The organism is Velocimicrobium porci (assembly GCF_009696045.1).
GTDB classification, from domain to species: Bacteria; Bacillota; Clostridia; order Lachnospirales; family Lachnospiraceae; genus Velocimicrobium; species Velocimicrobium porci.
The window spans coordinates 109,120-127,822 of record NZ_VUMT01000004.1 but is presented as its reverse complement, the minus strand read 5'-3'; the positions used below and the strand labels follow the sequence as shown (position 1 = coordinate 127,822).

Here is an 18,703-nt window from a genome sequence, read left to right as displayed (position 1 = left end):
AATAGAAAAAAAGGAACGGAGATAATATAATATGGAAATCGAAAAGAAATATACAGTAAAATATTTACCGGAAGGATATGAAACTTATCCGTCTAAAAGAATAGAACAAGGGTATTTATGTGAATCACCTGTAATTCGAATTCGAAAAAGTAATGATTCTTATATCCTTACTTATAAATCAAAGCTTGGGGTAAAAACGGAGGATGAGGAAGAAGCAGAAGCGAGAGTAAATCAAGAGGTAGAGGTCTTTTTGACGGAAGAAGGTTATACGCATCTGAAGAAAAAAGTAGATGGGAATATGATCGAAAAGACACGATATATCATTCCATTAGAAGGGGAGCGAAAAGCAGAGCTTGACGTTTTTCATGGTGCGTTGGAGGGGCTGTGTTTTGTCGAGGTAGAGTTTGATTCATTAGAACAGGCAAAAAATTTTATTGCTCCGGAGTGGTTTGATGAGGATGTAAGTTTTGACTCACGATATTTAAATAAAAATTTAATTTATGAAGACGGTTTAGGTTTGTTTCGCTCGGAAAAAGAAAAGGAATAAAATGGAATCATCTGTTAAGAATATAGATAAAGGTAGATTTTTCGATTAAAATCAAGTATAATGACCAAGAGAGATTAATTGGTTGGAGAATGATTATTTATGAATTGGATAATAATTACAACTTCTATTCTTTGTGTTTTTTTATTTCTTTTCTTATTATACTATATTACAAAGTATCGTAAAAATAGAAAAGCAGAGGAACAGATAAAAGAAAAATATACAGAAATAAATGAAAGTTATAATCAGCTAAAAGAAGAATATGAAAAGATAGAAAATGAAAATACTATCATTATTGAAAAGTACGAAGAGTTAAAAAAGAGCGAAGAAAAATATAAAAAAACCGCATATACCGATCACATTACAGGGCTTCCAAATCGAACAGCTTTTACAGAACAATTAGATAGTGTGATAAAAACGCTCCGAAAAGATGAAACAATCGCCCTGATGTATATTGATTTAGATAATTTTAAGCGAATTAATGAATTGCTTGGCCATTCCTATGGAGATGAGCTTCTTATTGATGCAACCGACCGGATTAAGCAGATTACAGACGAAAATGATTATTTATCCTGCTTTGGTGGAGATGAATTCATTATATTAACTCAGAACATTGAAGATGTTGGTGTCTATGAAGAAAAAATCAAAAAGATTCAAAGCATTTTTTCTTATCCGTTTGTGCTTGCTGCCCGTGAATTTTTTGTGACATTAAGTATTGGAGTCTGTCTTGTTCCAAAGGATGGAAAGACGACTCAGACCGTGCTGAAAAATCTTGATTCTGCATTATATGCAGCGAAGAGTAATGGGAAAAATACTTACTTTTATTATGATGAATCAATTAATAAAGATTTGATGGACAAAATAGAAATTCAGGCTCAGCTTCGAAGTGCAATAACAAATCAGGAATTTGATATTTATTATCAGCCACAAATTGACTTGGAAAATGAGAAAATTATAGGTTTCGAGGCATTACTTCGTTGGAATCATCCAACAAAGGGTGTTATATTGCCGGCGGAGTTTATTCAGGTTGCCGAGGAAACCGGTTTGATTGTAACAATTGGTGAATGGGTATTAAAAAGAGCCTGTGAACAATTAAAAGAATGGGAGAATCAGGGATTTCCTTCCGTGATTCTTGCAGTCAATCTTTCGAGACGACAGTTTAGAGATAAACATTTGGTTTCCATGGTTAGTAATATTATTGAGGAAACGGGAATAGCTCCAAATTGTTTGGAGTTAGAAATTAAAGAAGAAATTGCGATTGAAGATATTAATTATACAATGCAGTGTATTCTTGACTTAAGACAAAAAGGTGTTTTGTTTTCCTTGGATGATTTTGGAACCGGTTATTCTTCATTGAATTATTTAAAACACCTTCCTTTGGATAGTTTAAAACTGGATAAAAGTTTTATCGACAGCATTACCGAAGATAGAGATAGCAGAGCAATTATATCCACTTTAATTTCTCTGGCAAGAGCATTAGGTATCAATGTCATTGCAGAAGGGGTGGAAAGTGGAAGCCAGGAAGACTTTTTAAAAGATGCAAAATGCAATCAGGCACAAGGGTTTTTATACAGTGAGCCTGTGCCTGCAAAAGCGGCAGGACGGCTTCTTGAGATTGTACGGGAAGGCGGAAAATTAGATGGAGAGATTTGGTTCTAGGAGAACAGAATTATTTTTTATTCTTGAAAGTTTTATTTATATTAATTTTTTCATATTAGACATTACCAGACAAGAGATTCTTTTGTCTGGTATTTTCAAATATGTTGGAATTTTCTTTTGTGCTTTCTATGTTTGGAGTGCAAAAGAAGCAGTAAGCAGTTGGAAACAGAGAATCTTTAAATGGATTTATGGATTTCTTTTGGTAGCCGATTGTTTTCTTTTGTTCACAGAAAATTATTTACCAGGACTTTTCGCATTTCTGTGTGTTCAGGGACTATATTCTTATTATCTGAGCGGGCGAGAAAGGAAAAAAATGATTTGCCAGGTTGTTATTTGTCTGATCATAACGGCGTTTGTTTTATTCCTTCTTTTATTTTTTGGAGTAGAAATTGATGTTGTTTTAAAAACCGCAATTTTCTACTTTTCCTGTTTTTCCTATAATCTTTGTAAACTGCTTATAAGTTATCATCATAATAAAGAGGCTGTTTTTTTGACAATTGGTTTTATTTTATATTTCCTGTGTGATTTGAATGTAGGAATCTATCAGGCATCTTCTTATCTAGATTTTGAGATGTTAAATCATATGACAAAAATTTCCGGACTTGGTATGTGGCTTTTCTATTTGCCGGGACAAGTTTTTATTGCTTACAGTGCGGCATCGGAAAAATAGACAAAAGAAGAGAAAAAGTTTGGTGAAAATTGGAGTTGTTATTTTCGAGTAAGACTTGTAAAATAAGGGACAATAACATTTTACTATTACTAAATTGAGAAGGGGAGATTGAATGGAAGATACAATTGTACAATTTATTGATGCAGTTATAAATAAGCTTAGATGTTATATGGGAGAGGAGTATGAGATTACAAAAGATTCCGTGATTAAAAATAATGGAACGAAGCTCGAAAGTATTTTAATTTTGAAGAAGGGAGAGAAGGTTACCCCTAGTATTTATATAAAAGAGTTTTATGAAGAGTTTTGTCATGGAAGATCGGTTGATTCGATTGTAGAAGAAATTCTCTGCTGTTATGAAAACTGTAAAAGAGAAAAAGAGTTGTTGAATAATACACTTGATATTTCTTTTGAAGCAGTAAAAAACCGTATTATTTACCGCTTAGTCAACTATGAGAAAAATAAAGAGCTATTAGAGCAGATTCCTCATTTTAAATTTTTAGATTTGGCGATAGTATTTCACTGCCTGATTCGGAAAGATACGAATGAGATTGGGACAATCCAAGTTACCAATGACTGGCTTAATGAATGGAAGATTGATAAAAAGGAATTATTAAAACTTGCAAGTATTAATACACCACGTATTTTTCCGGCTAGAATCTGTACAATGGAAGAAGTGATAGAAGAAATTATAAAACAAGATATACAGAGAGTTCTAGATCATTATACGATGGAGTCCATGCCGGTTTTGGAAGAAGAGTATAAGGAAAAAGTTATCGAGAGTGTGATGAATTCTTTAACCGGCGGTTTGAAAAAAAGTGATAGCCCGCCAATTTATGTATTGACGAATACCTGTGGAAGGAATGGAGCAGGTACTTTAATCTATGAAGATGTGATTCGGGATTTCGCCGAAACATATCAGTCTGATTTCTATATACTACCGAGTAGTATTCATGAGGTTCTATTAATCCCTAATGATGTAAAATTAGAAAAAGAAGTTTTAAAAGCGATGGTATCAGATATAAATGGAACACAAGTACCAAAAGAAGAAGTTTTATCGAATCAGGTGTATTTGTATTCCAGAGAAACCAATGCATTTTCTATCTAGAAGCAAGATAAATAAAAAGAAATACGATAGAAGAACTATTTCACCAGATTATATGTATTAATAAAAACAGGGAAAAATCTAGTATTGAAGATTTCTTCCCTGTTTTTAGAATTCTTATATGCATCCGACAGGATTCGAACCTGCGACCTTTGGCGTCGGAAGCCAATGCACTATCCAGCTATGCAACGGATGCAAATACTTTTTCATAAGCACATAGTCTATTATATACAATCTGGTTAGAAATGTAAATACCTTTTGTAAAAAAATTTGATTTACATAGAGTTTAATTTGAGGTATAATCAATAGGAAAAGAATAGAAATATTACAAAAATATTACAAAACAGTTAATCGTGGTAATATTAGTATTGATTTTTCAGGATATATTTGATAATATTATTTAGGATATGACCCGAATGAAAAAGTATAGAATCTTGGGTAATTAAAGGAGAAATAAAATGAAATTAAAATATAAAAAAATGGTCTTATTAGTAACGATGTCAACAATGTTTATTGGATTAGTAGTATTTTCGATTGTATCACCATCGAAAAAAACTTCTACAGAAGTAGAAAAAAAAGTAGAAGCAACAGAAAATACGGAAAAGAAAGCAGAAGAGACAACTGCAACACCAAAACCAACAGAAGAACCAGAAGAACCTGTATTAACAAAAACAGCAAATAAAAAAATAATAAAGCTAGTTAAAAGTTATTATAGTGGGGGAATGAAATGTGATATGGATCTTTTAAAGGAAATCCATTCAAATCCTGATTTAATTAATAAAAAAGAAATAAAAGCTAAGTACAGATATGTTGATGATGTTAAAAATATTGAGTGTTATACAGTAAAGGGACTTGAGAAAGGAAGCTATCTTGTATATATTTATAGTGAGTATAAATTTAAAGATATAAAGACACTAGCACCTGGATTAAGTCGTTTATACCTGCAGAAAACAGATGATGGACAATTCCAGATTTTTAATGGTGCAGATGCTAAGATTAGTGAGTTTATTTTAGAAACCGATAAAGAGGAAGAAGTCCAAAATTTAGTAGATAAAGTAAGTACAAAATTGGAAGAGGCGTTAAGCATTGATGCAGATTTAAAGAAGTTTAATGAAGAAGTATTAAATAATGGTACAAAAGCTTCAAATTCTGATAAAGATACACAAGAAACAAAAGAAGAGAAAACTTCTAATGATAAAAAATCAGAATAAGATATATTATAGGCAAATGGATTTGCCAAGAGAGGAAAGGGGAAAATAGGATGTGGACTAGAAGAGAGTTAAAACAAAATGCCAAAGAGGTGTTAAAACGAACCTATTGGTTATCGTTTGCGGTTGTTTTAGTAGGAGAATTAATTGCTAATGTTGGTTCTACGTATAAGATTGTATCCAATTATAGTAAGATTTTTGGAAACGAGCTGCCTACAACTGTTATCTTTTCAGGAACTGCGTTTACGCTTTTGTTTATGATTTTTTTGGCATTGCCGCTTCTTGCAGGAAAATGTTACTTTTTTATGCGTTCCAGACAGTATGACACAGAGTTTACAGACATGTTTTCGGGATTTACGAACGGAAATTATTTGCATACGATAGGGACACTATTATTAAAGCAGATATTCATCTTCCTTTGGTCTTTATTGCTTTTCATACCTGGAATAATAAAGACTTATGAATATTATTTTGTTCCATATATTATTATGGAAAACCCACAGATTTCTCGAAAGAGAGCATTTGAATTAAGCCGTCAAATGACAAATGGATTTAAATGGAATATTTTTGTATTGGAATTATCCTTTATTGGATGGTCACTTTTGGGTCTGTTGCTTTGTGGAATTGGTATCTTATTTGTTGCACCATATATTGAAGCAACAAAAGCAGAGCTTTATGCAGCACAGAGAGCTCATGTTCTGCAAGAAGGAGTGACAGACGAAGCTGAGTTATGTGGCTTTTCAAAAAATATTTTTTAGGATATAATAAGAGGGTGCAGAAGTGCACCCTCTCTTGCTTTATAGGAAACTTCGTCCCCTATAAAGCAAAAACGCTCCGCGAGGATGTGCACAGATGCGAAAGGAGTATTGTTGCAAAAAGTATGCAACACGCATCTGGCACGCAAAGTGGAGCAAGTCCCTCATGAGTGAGGATACGAAAGAGTTAACGATATGTAGTAGGAGAAAGAGAAATGCAATCAATGAAAGAGGAAGGAATCCGTATCAATAAATATTTAAGCGAAGCTGGATATTGTTCAAGAAGAGAGGCAGACCGATTGCTAGAAGCAGGAAGAATTACTGTGGATGGTGTAAAGGCAGTGATGGGAGAAAAGGTGTTTCCAGACCAGGAGATTAAAGTTGACGGGAAACCTGTGATAAAAGAGGAAGAAGATATTCTGATTGCCTTTCACAAGCCAAGAGGAATTGTCTGCACAACGAGCAAAAAGGATAAAAATAATATAGTTGATTATATTAATTATGGAAAACGAATTTATCCGATTGGAAGGCTGGATAAGGAATCGGAAGGTCTGATTTTATTAACAAATCAAGGCGAACTTGTTGATAAAATATTACGGGGAAGTAACTATCATGAAAAAGAATATATTGTAACAGTCAATAAAAAGATTACAAAAGAAATGGTTGATACGATGCAGAAAGGAATTTATTTAGAAGAGCTGGAACGGACAACCAGACCATGTAAGATAACGGTTCTTGATGAAAAGACTTTTAAAATCATTTTGACACAAGGATTAAACAGGCAGATTAGACGTATGTGTGAGGCTGTAGGGTATAAGGTTTCCCGATTGAAACGTATTCGTATTATGAATATTGAGCTTGGACGGCTTCGAGTGGGAACATACCGCAAAATAACTCCAATGGAAAAGAAAATTTTAGAATCAAATCTAAATAGTAGAAGTGAGGAATAATACAAATATGAATTCAAAGTTGGAACGGATGAAAGAGTTAATTTTAACGTTAGATAAGGCAGCGAAGGCTTACTATCAAGATGCAGAAGAAATAATCAGTAACTTCGAATATGACAAGTTATACGATGAACTGGTTGAGTTAGAGAAAGAAACCAATATTGTGATGGCTGGTAGTCCTACTGTGTCAGTAGGATATGAGGTTTTAAGTGAACTTCCAAAAGAAAATCATGCGTATCCGATGCTTTCTTTGGACAAGACAAAAGAGGTCGCAGCTTTGGCAGACTGGCTTGGAGAGAAAGAAGGAATTCTTTCTTGGAAATTGGATGGGTTGACGATTGTTTTAACTTATCAAAACGGTGAACTTGTGAAGGCGGTAACAAGAGGAAATGGTGTAACAGGTGAAGTAATAACCAATAATGCCAAAACATTTAAAAATCTTCCACTTCGTATTTCTTATAAGGGAGAATTGGTTTTACGTGGCGAGGCAGTAATAAAATATTCGGATTTTGAGGCAATTAATCAGGAAATTGATTTGATTGATGCGAAATACAAGAACCCAAGAAACTTATGTAGTGGCTCAGTACGTCAGTTAAATAGTGAAATCACGGCAAAACGAAACGTTCACTTTTTTGCTTTTGCACTTGTGCAAGCGGATGGAGTTGATTTTAAGAATTCCAGAGAAGAACAGAGAAAATGGCTTGCAAGCATGGGATTCGAGGTTGTTGAGGGAAAAATGGTTCAAAAGGAAACAATAGAGCAAACCGTTCTTTGGTTTTCAAAGCAAATTGAGCAGAATGATTTTCCTTCCGATGGTCTTGTTCTCATATTCGATGATATTTCATATGGACAGTCCCTTGGGAGAACGGCAAAATTTCCGAAGGATTCCATTGCATTTAAATGGGCAGATGAAATAAAAGAAACAAAATTGACTGAGGTAGAATGGAGTGCTTCAAGAACAGGTCTTATTAATCCGGTTGCGATATTTGAGCCGGTGGAACTAGAAGGAACGACGGTAAGCAGAGCAAGTCTTCACAATATTAGTATTGTTGAAAATTTGGAGCTTGGAATAGGTGATACAATAACTGTATATAAAGCAAATATGATTATACCACAAATTGCAGAAAATTTAACAAAAAGTGGTAATTTGCCGATACCTGAACATTGCCCGGTATGCGAACATGAAACAGTTATTAAAAATGAAAACGGCGTAAAAGCATTATATTGTATAAATAAAGAATGTTTAGCCAAAAAAGTGAAATCACTTACTTTATTTGTGAGCAGGGACGCGATGAACATTGAAGGGCTTTCAGAGGCAACGTTGGAAAAGCTGATTAATATTGGAATAATAAAAGAGATTGCGGATATTTACAAATTAAATGAGCATAAGGATATGATTGTCACAATGGAAGGTTTTGGAGAAAAATCATTTCAAAATATGATGGATTCGATTGAAAAAAGCAGAAAAACTAATGTAGTTAAATTTTTGTACAGTCTGGGTATTCCTAATATTGGTTTATCAAATGCTAAATTGATTTGTAAAGAGTTTGGCTATGAATTTGAAAAAATCCGACATGCAAAAGCCGAACAATTGATAGAAATCCAAGGTGTGGGAGAGGTAATTGCAAAGTTTTTTGAAGCGTATTTTGAGAAAGAGGAAAATAATCGAATTGTTGATGATTTATTAAAAGAAATTCATTTAGAAGAAATGAAAGAGAATAAAGAGGAACAGTCATTAGAAGGGCTTACCTTTGTTATTACCGGTTCTGTTCACCAGTTTGCAAATCGAAACGAGGTGAAGGCAGTAATTGAGGAAAAAGGGGGTAAAGTAACAGGTTCTGTTACTTCAAAGACAAATTATTTGATTAACAACGATATAGAATCTAATTCATCGAAAAATAAAAAAGCAAAAGAACTAGGTGTACCAATTATTACAGAACAGGAATTTATTGATATGCTTTAGTATTTTGTAGGTCATGTTACAGCAGTATAAGTTCAAATGAAAAGGGGAGGTAAAAAGATGCCAATTAAAGTTCAAAATAATTTACCGGCGAAAAAAGTATTAGAAAATGAAAATATATTTGTGATGGATGAAAACAGGGCGTTATCACAGGACATTCGACCATTACAAATTGCGATATTAAATTTAATGCCATTGAAAGAAGAAACCGAAGTGCAGCTTCTTCGAAGTCTATCGAATACACCATTGCAGGTAGATGTAACTTTTTTAACAACTGCATCTTATATTGGAAAAAATACATTGGCGAGTCATTTAGATAAGTTTTATCTGACTTATGAGGATGTGGAAGAACAAAAATTTGATGGTTTGATTATTACGGGGGCACCGGTTGAACAGATGGAATTTGAAGAGGTGGCATATTGGGATGAATTGAAAAAAATTATGGAATGGTCTAAGACACATGTGACGTCAACATTGCACATATGCTGGGGAGCTCAGGCAGGACTTTATTATCATTATGGGGTACATAAATATTTGCTGGATAAAAAAATGTTTGGTTTATTTGAGCATGAAGTTTTTCATCGAAAGTGTCCATTTGTAAGAGGTTTTGATGATGTATTCTGGGCACCTCATTCCCGCCATACAGGAGTAAATAAAGAAGAAATATTGGGAAATGATAATTTAACAATTCTGGCAGAATCGAAAGAAGCAGGAGTTTTTATTGTTTATGCAAAAGAAGGAAAACAAATCTTTGTATTGGGACATCTAGAATACGACCGAATGACTTTAGATGCGGAATATAAAAGAGATAAAAAGAAAGGTCTTGAAATTGCGCTGCCAAAAAATTATTATCCAAATAATGACCCAGATCAGAAGCCACTACTTCGGTGGAGAGGACATGCGAATACGATGTATGCTAATTGGCTGAATTATTATGTATATCAGATGACGCCATATGAGTTGTAGGTAAATGCTTGGAAATACAGTAAATAAGCTATATTAAGGGATTTTAAAGGATTCTTGATTTATCTTCCTGTCTGCTTCATACTGTCTATATCAGTAGACAGGGAGATGTAAACAATCATGGATTCAAAAGCTCTAGAGGAACTTCGCAACAAATACATTCAAAACCCACCCGAGAGGATGATTGCAAAACTCGTCAAAAACATGTCAGAGTCAGATTTATTGGACATGCACTATTTCCTAAGCGAAGATGACAACTAGGATAGTGATGAACCAGAAGAAGGTTTCTATATAGACCTCTTTCAGTAATCGCCCTGTTTCTGTGCCCGCTTTTATTCAGGACTTTTTTTATAGGTTCCTCCGGCAGAAGGAATTTCCGATTATATAAAAAAGAGTTACTACAAATGTAGCAACTCTAAAATTTACGATTATAAATTAAAATAACTTTTTATTTTCAATTCTTTCCTTTTAAAAGACCATTTATAATTTCATTATGTATTCTTCAAAATATTGTAATGTAGAAAAGCTTATTATTTTATCTCTGTGAGGTACATTTTTATCAGTTTTAGCTCTTTTATATAATTCTATGTACTTTTGAAATTCTTTCTTAATTCGGTAATCTTTTCCTTGTAATTTTTTAAACTCGTTATTTCTTAAGAAAACTTTAGTAGACGTATCAATATAATCTTGATTGGTAATTACAACTGATTTAGAATAGTCAACACCACATTTATTTTTCTTATCTGTAAAAAATGCATGTGGATGGTCTATATTCGACCTAAGCGGAATGGCGAAAGTATAGCCATATAATTCAAGATAAATATGAGCATAAGGTCTATTTTCTTTCATTTCTATTTGTGGGTATTTATTTTTAGAATAATCTTCATAAAATTTCTTTGATAAAAATGTATATTGCATAGTTATCTCCATTATAGTAAAAACCTCTGGTCTGTTTCCAAACCAGAGGAAGATATCTTCTCAGTGGACTTTTCTTTATTTTTACTTGGTTGCGCCCTACAACCAAATATTCTCTATGAGCTTTCTTTAATTTACTTCTCGTGGCTCTACGAGAAATCTTCTACCAGGAAGATAAAGAGATATCTTTATCTATATTATAACAAACTTTTACAGAATTAACAGTAGAAAAACAATCAAAAAAATAATAATTAATTATACATAATATACAAACTTTTAATTTTTCCACGACAACATTTGTTTTATATCTTCTTCAATTTTAGTAATCAGCAAACAAACCATTTTGTTTTGTTGTTTCATACTTTCCAAATACTCAGAACGATATAATTGATAAATATCTCCACTTAATATCCCACCTTTAGCAATCAATTTTAAGGTGTTATTACAGTAATATAGAAGAATATCATTTTTAAGTGTAATACGGTAAGAAGTTTTATCATTGATATTTTCTTTTTTTGTGTGTTATTGTTGAGTTTGTAAAGTGGGCGAAATACCATTGAAAGGTGATTATAGTTTTAATTTATTTATGCTCTTCTAACCATTTCATTGCAGTATAGGCATAAACAGCACTTCCAGTTGATAAAGCTGTTTCGTCAAACTTTACTTTTGGGTGGTGTTGTGGATAACAGTAGCCTTTTTCTGGCTGACCGGCCGCTAATGCTATCATAATGGAAGGAACTTCATGGCTTACATATGCAAAATCCTCTGAACCAGCCGTCTTTGATGATTTTCCCGGTCCGGACATTGCCTGAAGCTGTTCAGATGTAAAGGCCTTTTCCTGACCAAGTAATTCTTTTAGATAGTTTTCAGCGCAAGAAGAAAGGGATTGATCGTTAACCAAAGTTGGACAACCGCTTCCAAATACGACTTCTGCCTCTGCACGGAAAGTAGAGGCGATACCTGACACGATTTCTGACATTCTTGTTTTGATGGTATCTCTTACGTCTTCATCATAAGTTCGGAGAGTACCACCCATAACGGCTGTGTCTGGAATTACATTTGCTGCTACACCAGCGTTAATTGTTCCGATTGTTAATACAGCTTTGTCCATTAATGCCAGTTCTCTTGCATTAATTTCTTGAAGGGCAATTAAAATATGAGCAGCAACATTAATTGGATCAACTCCGGTATTTGGCATAGAACCGTGACAGCCTTTTCCCTGAATACGAATTTCAAAATAGTCTGCTGCCGGTGCACTGACACCTGGTGAGGATATAACAACAGTACCAGGTTCAAATGGAAGACCTGCCATAACGTGTATCATTAAAGCTGCATCGACATCTGGATTTTTTAATAAGCCGGAATGAATCATGTCGCTGGAACCTTCGAAGATTTCTTCAGCTGGCTGGAACATTAGTTTAATCGTTCCCTCAATTTCAGATTCGTGGGCTTTTAAAATTCGTGCGGCTCCCAACAACATAGAAGTGTGCATATCATGACCGCAAGCATGCATTTTTCCAGTTTGTGAGCGGAAAGTAACATCTGCCTCCTCTTCTATTGGAAGTGCATCCATATCAGCACGAAGTAAAAATGTTTTTCCATTTTTTTGACCACCTATAAGTGTGACAATGCCAGATTTTCCGCAGTCAACTGGTGTGCAACCCATTGAAATAAGTTCATTTTTTACATAGGAAATGGTTTCTGTCAGGTCAAATCCTGTTTCGGCGTGCGTATGAAGATAACGCCTGTTAGCTATAATTTTTTCAGATTGATTGTTAGCTTCCTGTAATATTTCTTTACTTTTCATAAATACACTCCAATCGTTTGAAAAAGCATACGGCGTTTCAGTTAACGGTATGCTTTTTGGTAATTATTATTTAATTATAGTAGACACAATTTTTTATTTTTGTCAAGTTTTTAAATATATCTTTTTAAAGTTTGTAATCAAAATCGGTGGATGAAGAATAGAGTACTTTGTAATATTGATAAATTACCTCAAATGGAAAATCTGGATACTGCATGCGATATAAAAGCTGTCGTGCAAGTTTTTTCCCCAAAGCTCTTGTTTCAACGGGTACCGTAGTCAGGTAATCTGGTGTATCTAAATATTCCGAGCGACCATCAAAACCAGAAATTGCTATATCAGCTGGAACATTATAGTTATGCTCTAATAAGTATTTTAATACAAAATGAGCGACATAATCGCTGACACAGATAAATGCTTCCGGCATTTGTTTTAAATGATTTAAAAATTCACTGATTTCTTCTGCATAGGTGTCAATACCGATTGGTGTTGTCATACAGAATTCAGGATTTACATCCAGTCTATGCTCTTGCATTGCCTGAAGAAAACCCTCATAACGGTGCAGGTTAGTTCTGGCATAATTAATATCTCCGATAAAACCAATTTTTATTCGTCCTTTTTCAATAATAGAATTCGTAATTTGTCGGATACTAGATTTCCCTTCTAATAAAATTAAATCTCCGGTAAGCTCTTCAGGGGCAACAGCAGTTATCGAATCAAGAAATACCTTTGGAATGTTTAGACGATTGAGAGCGTGAAACATATCTAAGTCATAAACATTTAATACAATAATTCCCTGTACAGTTCCGTCTGTAAGTACAGCTGGAAGTGTGTAATGTTCCGGCATGCGGGAAGGTAGATAGGTATACATCAAATTGATTTGAAATTTATTCAATTCTTTTGCAATTTGGTGAATAATATTTGTCCAAAACATGGAAGACTCCGGTCTTGATACTACAACAGAAACCGTAGTTGTGTCTGTTGTGGAAGGAGCAGGTGTTACGTTTGGCTCCTCTTGAACAGGAATCTGTCCTATTTTACGATATCCTAATTCTTGTGCTTTTTTTAAGACTTGCTGTTTTAATGGCTCGGATACTCCGGGATGATTATTAAAAACCTTCCAAACAGTGACTCTTGAGATATTAAGTTCATTTGCAATATCTTGCATTGTAATTTTTTTCATTGTAATGTTCCTGCCTTTTCGGAAAAATTCAATTTAAAATAATGTTATGTTCTTAATAATTGTAAACATTATAACATATAAAGTAAAAAATCACAATGGGGGTTTAATAAAATGCAACGATTTTAAGTAATAAAAGTTAAAAAAAGATAAAATATTGATGCGAAAACAAAGAAATGGAGGCAAAAAAAAGATATAATATAGAAAGGAAAATGAGGTTGAAAAATAGAAAAAATGTATAAAAAACAATAGTTTGTTTATGGATTAAAAAGAAAATTGGTATTTATGTAAAAAAATATAAAAAATAATGTTAAAAAATTGTTGAATATTTTTGTAAAGTATGTTAAGCTATATTCAAGGGATAAACAAATGAAATTGTAAAAGGAGGTATCCTTTATGAGTAATGTTAACAAAAGTAAAAATCAAATTGTTAAGAAGCATAAGAAGAAGCATTGGACAAGAGATGATACCGAACTTTCACTATTGGCATTGCCAACTACAATTTGGTTTTTCCTATTCAGCTTCATGCCAATGTTTGGAATTATAATTGCTTTTAAAGATTATAAAATAATTCCTGGAAAGGGATTTTTGTATAATCTGTTACATAGCGAATGGGTAGGCTTTAAAAATTTCGAGTTCTTAATAAAATCAAATGATATTGTTGTACTTCTAAGAAATACAATTTTGTATAATGTAGTTTTTATTATTTTAGGGATTTTAATACCGGTTACGCTAGCAATTATGATTAATCTGATTTACAGTAAGAGAAAGTCAAAAGTATACCAGACAATGATGTTTTTTCCACATTTTATGTCATGGGTTGTAGTTGCATATTTTGTTTATGCTTTTCTAAGTGTAGATAAAGGACTATTTAACCAGATTTTAACAAGCATGGGAAAAGATCCTGTTCAGTGGTATATGGAGAAAAACTATTGGCCATTTATTCTGGTTTTTATGCAAGTGTGGAAGACAATGGGTTACAGCATGGTAGTATACCTTGCAAGTATTACTGGTATTGATGGAACTTTATATGAGGCAGCAGTTATTGATGGAGCCAATAAAAAACAGCAGGTTCGTTATATTACACTTCCATGTTTAAAAACGGTAGTTATCATGATGTTTATTTTAAATATAGGTAGAGTTTTCTACTCTGATTTTGGTCTGTTCTATCAGATTAGTCGAGGAGCTTCCGGATCTATATTTACAACAACAGCAACAATTGATACCTTCGTATATAATGCGTTACAGTCGTCAACACCAATTGGCATGACAGCTGCGGCGACCTTTTTCCAATCGGTTGCATGCTGTATTACAATTCTGTTAGCAAACTGGATTGTAAAGAAGATTGATGATGAAAGTGCAATTATATAAGAGAGGAGTGAAAAGCATGGCTAAGAAGAAAGAAGTAGAGCAAGAAGGAATGAATCGTTTAAATCGGATTGCACCGAAAACAAATGTAATTTTTAATGTTATTTTTGTTTTATGCTCTTTAATTTGTATTTTACCGGTTATTTTCGTATTTATGATTTCCATTACTTCAGAGGAGACCCTAAAACGTTATGGCTATTCTTTCATTCCGAAAGAATTTTCGCTAGGTGCTTATAGGTTTTTACTTGGCGAGGGAGAAACCATATTACGTGCATTGGGAGTATCACTATTTGTAACAATTGTTGGAACGATAATCGGTATTATTCTTACAACAACAATGGGATATGTGTTATCAAGACCAAACTATAAGTTAAAAGGTTTCTTGACAATGGTAGTATTTATTCCAATGATATTTAATGGAGGTATGATTGCTTCCTATGTAGTAAACACAAATATGTTAGGTTTGAAAAACTCGGTTTGGGCATTAATTTGGCCATTGGCGGTATCTTCTTTTAACATTATAATCTGTAAGACGTTTTTTAGGACGACGATACCGGATTCTATTATTGAATCGGCGAAGATAGATGGTGCTGCTCAGCTTAGCATATTTACAAGAATCGTACTTCCAATTTCAAAACCGGTAATTGCTACAATTGGATTATTTTTGACATTTGGATATTGGAATGACTGGTTCCAGTCTTCCTTGTATATTAATACGGATAAGCTGTATTCTTTACAGGCATTATTAAATAGCATTTTACAAAATATTCAGGCACTTGCAAAGAATCCGGCAATGGGCGTTACATTACAGCAATATAAAAATGCAATGCCACAGGAAGGTGCCAGAATGGCAATCGCAATTATTATTATCGTTCCAATTGCATGTGCATATCCGTTTTTCCAAAAATATTTTATTTCGGGTCTGACAATTGGAGCAGTAAAGGGATGATTTTGATATAGACTCAAAAAGGGTTTATATAGAGGCAATGAAATAGCAAAAGGAGGATGTATTTATGAGAAAAATGAAGAAATTTGCAGCTGCAATGCTAGCATTAACATTGACAGTTACTTCACTGGCAGGATGTGGATCTAAGAGTGAAGAAGCAAACAATGGAGGTCAGGAAGCAAAGACAGAAGAAAGTCAAGAAGAAGGAAAGGATGAAGTTGTTACATTAAAATGGATTCAGGTTGGTGCCGGTATGCCAAGTAACTACGACGCATGGCAGGAACATGTAAATAAACTTCTTGAAGAAAAAATTGGTGTAAATATTGATGTAGAAGTTGTTTCCTGGGCTGATTGGGAAAATAGAAGAAGTGTTGTTACAAACGGCGGAGAATATTTTGATATTTTGTTTACAGATTCTACAAAATACAATTCAGAAGTAAATTTAGGTGCATTTTTAGATATTACAGATTTATTACCAAAAGCAGCACCAGAATTATACAAATATATTCCAGAAGATTACTGGAAAGCAGTTTCCATTAACGATAAGATTTATTCTGTTCCTACTTATAAAGATAGCTCTGCTACTCAATATTTTGTATGGGATAAAGCAATGGCAGAAAAATATGGTATTGATTATAAAAACATCAACACATACAAAGACTTAGAGCCGGCGTTAAAGAAAATTAAAGACGGAGAAGGAACATCTCCATATGTAATGGATAAGAGCGGTGCAGATATGCTTCTTTCTGTATATGATCAAATGGGAGCCGGACTTCCACCTATAGGTGTAAGATATGATGATGATTCCCGTACTGTAGTAAATGCGTTAGAACAAGAGGATATTCTTTCTCAATTAGATATTATTCATAAGATGTATAAAGAAGGAATTATTAATGCAGATGCTCCAAATGCAGATCAGGTTCCAGAGTATAGAATGTTCTTTACAGCACAAGGATGGTCTGGTGCAGCAAAATCCACATGGGGTCCTAATATGGGTGTAGAAGCAGAAGCAATTCAATTCAGCGATACAGTAGTATCTAATACAACAGTTCGTGGTTCATTAAATGCAATTTATTCTGGTACAAAATATCCAGAAAAATGCTTAGAGTTTTTACAGTTAATTAATACAGATTCTAAAATAAGAGATGCGTTCTACTACGGCTTAGAAGGTGAAAACTTTAATTATACAGATGATGGAAAAATTGAGAGAATCAACAATGAATGGAAAATGGCAGGATATACACAGGGAACATTCTTTAACGTATCCCAATTATCAACAGATGAATTTAATCAATGGGATGAAGTAAAAGAATTAAATGAAAAAGCAACTCCATCTGTATTATTAGGATTTAACTTAGATACTTCTAAGATTGAAACAGAACTTGCTAACTGCCGTTCTGTATATGAAAAGTATAAGAGTGAATTATTTACAGGTGCAAAAGAGCCAAGAGAATTAGTCAAGAAGATTAGTGAAGAATTAAAGACAGCAGGATTTGATAAAGTAATGGAAGAAGCACAAGCACAGATTGATGCAGCTTATAAATAATAAAATCCAGCAAAGATAGGTAAAAAAGAGGGGTGTCTCTGTAGGTTAAGTCATAGATTTATATTGTTTCATGGCAAAGAACCAAAAGAGACACCTCTTTTTATGAAAATGGTTTAGGAGGAAGATAAAATGAGCAAAATAATAGGAGAATCTCTTGCCAATATACCATGGCAGGAAAAACCAGAAAACTATCAGATGCCGGTGTGGCGCTATAGTCAAAATCCGGTGATTCAAAGGGATGCGATACCAAGTTCCAACAGTGTTTTTAACAGTGCAGTTGTACCATATAAAGATGGCTTTGCAGGTGTTTTCCGGTGTGACAGTAAATGTATCAGCATGGATATTTTTGCCGGTTTCAGTAAAGATGGAATTCATTGGGAAATCAATGATACACCAATTATTTTTGAAGGTGCAGACCCAGAAATTTTAAAAAGAGAATATCGTTACGATCCAAGAGTATGCTTTATTGAGGATCGTTATTATATTACATGGTGCAACGGATATCATGGACCGACGATAGGCATGGGATATACCTTTGACTTTAAAACGTTTTATCAGATGGAAAATGCCTTTTTACCATATAATCGAAACGGCGTGTTATTCCCAAGAAAAATTCATGGAAAATATGCTTTGCTAAGCAGACCGAGTGATACGGGTCATACACCTTTTGGCGATATTTTTTATAGCCAAAGCAATGATATGGAATATTGGGGACATCATAGACATGTTATGTCTACTTATAAAGAGGATGAATCTGCATGGCAGTGTACAAAGATTGGTCCGGGTCCGGTTCCAATTGAAACCGATGAAGGATGGCTTCTCATTTATCATGGTGTCATTAATACATGTAATGGTTTTGTATATCGTATGGGCTGTGCATTATTAGACATTGATGAGCCTTGGAAAGTAAAACTTCGTTCTGCGGCTTATATTATGGCACCATATGAGATATACGAATGTGTTGGAGATGTTCCGAATGTAGTTTTCCCATGTGCGACATTAACTGATGCCGATACCGGACGAATTGCAATTTACTATGGTTGTGCAGATACAGTAACAGGTCTTGCATTTACAACAGTAGATGAATTGATAAATTATATGAAACAGCATCCGCTGACAGAAAAGTAGGAGGACTT

The 18,703-nt window shown here is 33.8% G+C and carries 16 protein-coding genes and 1 tRNA gene; 13 read left to right on the top strand and 4 right to left on the bottom strand.

Features of this window, described 5'->3' with window-relative positions:
• Window positions 1–31: 31 nt before the first annotated feature.
• From FYJ58_RS04290 to FYJ58_RS04275, 4 genes are all read left to right on the top strand, one after another.
• A complete protein-coding gene (locus FYJ58_RS04290; protein WP_154517744.1) occupies window positions 32–547 on the top strand; it encodes a CYTH domain-containing protein in 516 nt (171 codons plus the stop codon).
• Between the two features lie 99 nt (window positions 548–646).
• Window positions 647–2,203 carry a putative bifunctional diguanylate cyclase/phosphodiesterase gene (locus FYJ58_RS04285; protein ID WP_154517741.1) on the top strand — a complete coding sequence of 519 codons (1,557 nt, stop codon included), beginning with the start codon at window positions 647–649 and terminating at the stop codon, window positions 2,201–2,203.
• Window positions 2,184–2,873, top strand: coding sequence for a hypothetical protein (locus FYJ58_RS04280; RefSeq protein ID WP_154517738.1), 690 nt, complete (start codon window positions 2,184–2,186; stop codon window positions 2,871–2,873). The genes FYJ58_RS04285 and FYJ58_RS04280 overlap by 20 nt, the downstream gene beginning before the upstream one ends.
• A 112-nt stretch (window positions 2,874–2,985) precedes the next feature.
• Complete coding sequence (locus FYJ58_RS04275; RefSeq protein WP_154517735.1) at window positions 2,986–3,978, top strand: DUF5688 family protein; 993 nt, start codon at window positions 2,986–2,988, stop codon at window positions 3,976–3,978.
• 119 nt (window positions 3,979–4,097) lie between these two features.
• On the opposite strand, the gene FYJ58_RS04270 is transcribed toward FYJ58_RS04275, so the two are convergent.
• Window positions 4,098–4,171, bottom strand: a tRNA-Arg gene (locus FYJ58_RS04270).
• Between the two features lie 262 nt (window positions 4,172–4,433).
• Between FYJ58_RS04270 and FYJ58_RS04265 the strand changes: the two genes are divergently transcribed.
• The 5 genes from FYJ58_RS04265 to metA all read left to right on the top strand — a co-directional run bounded on the left by FYJ58_RS04265 (window position 4,434) and on the right by metA (window position 9,811).
• Window positions 4,434–5,186, top strand: a complete 753-nt coding sequence (locus tag FYJ58_RS04265) for a hypothetical protein (RefSeq protein WP_154517732.1) — start codon at window positions 4,434–4,436, stop codon at window positions 5,184–5,186.
• Between the two features lie 50 nt (window positions 5,187–5,236).
• On the top strand, window positions 5,237–5,941 hold the full coding sequence (locus tag FYJ58_RS04260; RefSeq protein WP_154517729.1) for a DUF975 family protein: 705 nt from the start codon (window positions 5,237–5,239) through the stop codon (window positions 5,939–5,941).
• Between the two features lie 221 nt (window positions 5,942–6,162).
• On the top strand, window positions 6,163–6,888 hold the full coding sequence (locus tag FYJ58_RS04255) for a pseudouridine synthase (protein WP_154517852.1): 726 nt from the start codon (window positions 6,163–6,165) through the stop codon (window positions 6,886–6,888).
• Window positions 6,889–6,895: 7 nt separating this feature from the next.
• Entirely contained in the window at window positions 6,896–8,848 is a 1,953-nt protein-coding gene (gene ligA / locus FYJ58_RS04250) for an NAD-dependent DNA ligase LigA (protein WP_154517726.1), read from the top strand.
• Between the two features lie 57 nt (window positions 8,849–8,905).
• On the top strand, window positions 8,906–9,811 hold the full coding sequence (metA, locus tag FYJ58_RS04245; protein ID WP_154517723.1) for a homoserine O-acetyltransferase MetA: 906 nt from the start codon (window positions 8,906–8,908) through the stop codon (window positions 9,809–9,811).
• A gap of 477 nt (window positions 9,812–10,288) precedes the next feature.
• Here metA and tenpIN read toward each other — a convergent pair whose 3' ends face one another.
• The 3 genes from tenpIN to FYJ58_RS04230 form a co-directional block, all read right to left on the bottom strand.
• A complete protein-coding gene (gene tenpIN / locus FYJ58_RS04240) occupies window positions 10,289–10,726 on the bottom strand; it encodes a type III toxin-antitoxin system TenpIN family toxin (protein WP_154517720.1) in 438 nt (145 codons plus the stop codon).
• Between the two features lie 577 nt (window positions 10,727–11,303).
• Window positions 11,304–12,530, bottom strand: a complete 1,227-nt coding sequence (locus tag FYJ58_RS04235; RefSeq protein ID WP_154517717.1) for a M20 metallopeptidase family protein — start codon at window positions 12,528–12,530, stop codon at window positions 11,304–11,306.
• Between the two features lie 124 nt (window positions 12,531–12,654).
• Window positions 12,655–13,710: a LacI family DNA-binding transcriptional regulator gene (locus FYJ58_RS04230; RefSeq protein ID WP_154517714.1), complete on the bottom strand. Its 1,056-nt coding sequence runs from the start codon at window positions 13,708–13,710 to the stop codon at window positions 12,655–12,657.
• 393 nt (window positions 13,711–14,103) lie between these two features.
• Here FYJ58_RS04230 and FYJ58_RS04225 point away from each other — a divergent pair, with 393 nt between their 5' ends.
• From FYJ58_RS04225 to FYJ58_RS04210, 4 genes are all read left to right on the top strand, one after another.
• Complete coding sequence (locus tag FYJ58_RS04225; protein ID WP_154517712.1) at window positions 14,104–15,078, top strand: ABC transporter permease; 975 nt, start codon at window positions 14,104–14,106, stop codon at window positions 15,076–15,078.
• 16 nt (window positions 15,079–15,094) lie between these two features.
• Window positions 15,095–16,024, top strand: a complete 930-nt coding sequence (locus FYJ58_RS04220) for a carbohydrate ABC transporter permease (RefSeq protein ID WP_154517709.1) — start codon at window positions 15,095–15,097, stop codon at window positions 16,022–16,024.
• A gap of 64 nt (window positions 16,025–16,088) precedes the next feature.
• Window positions 16,089–17,567, top strand: a complete 1,479-nt coding sequence (locus tag FYJ58_RS04215; RefSeq protein ID WP_154517706.1) for an ABC transporter substrate-binding protein — start codon at window positions 16,089–16,091, stop codon at window positions 17,565–17,567.
• A 129-nt stretch (window positions 17,568–17,696) separates the two neighbouring features.
• Window positions 17,697–18,695, top strand: coding sequence for a glycoside hydrolase family 130 protein (locus FYJ58_RS04210; RefSeq protein ID WP_154517703.1), 999 nt, complete (start codon window positions 17,697–17,699; stop codon window positions 18,693–18,695).
• The last annotated feature ends 8 nt before the right edge of the window (window positions 18,696–18,703 follow it).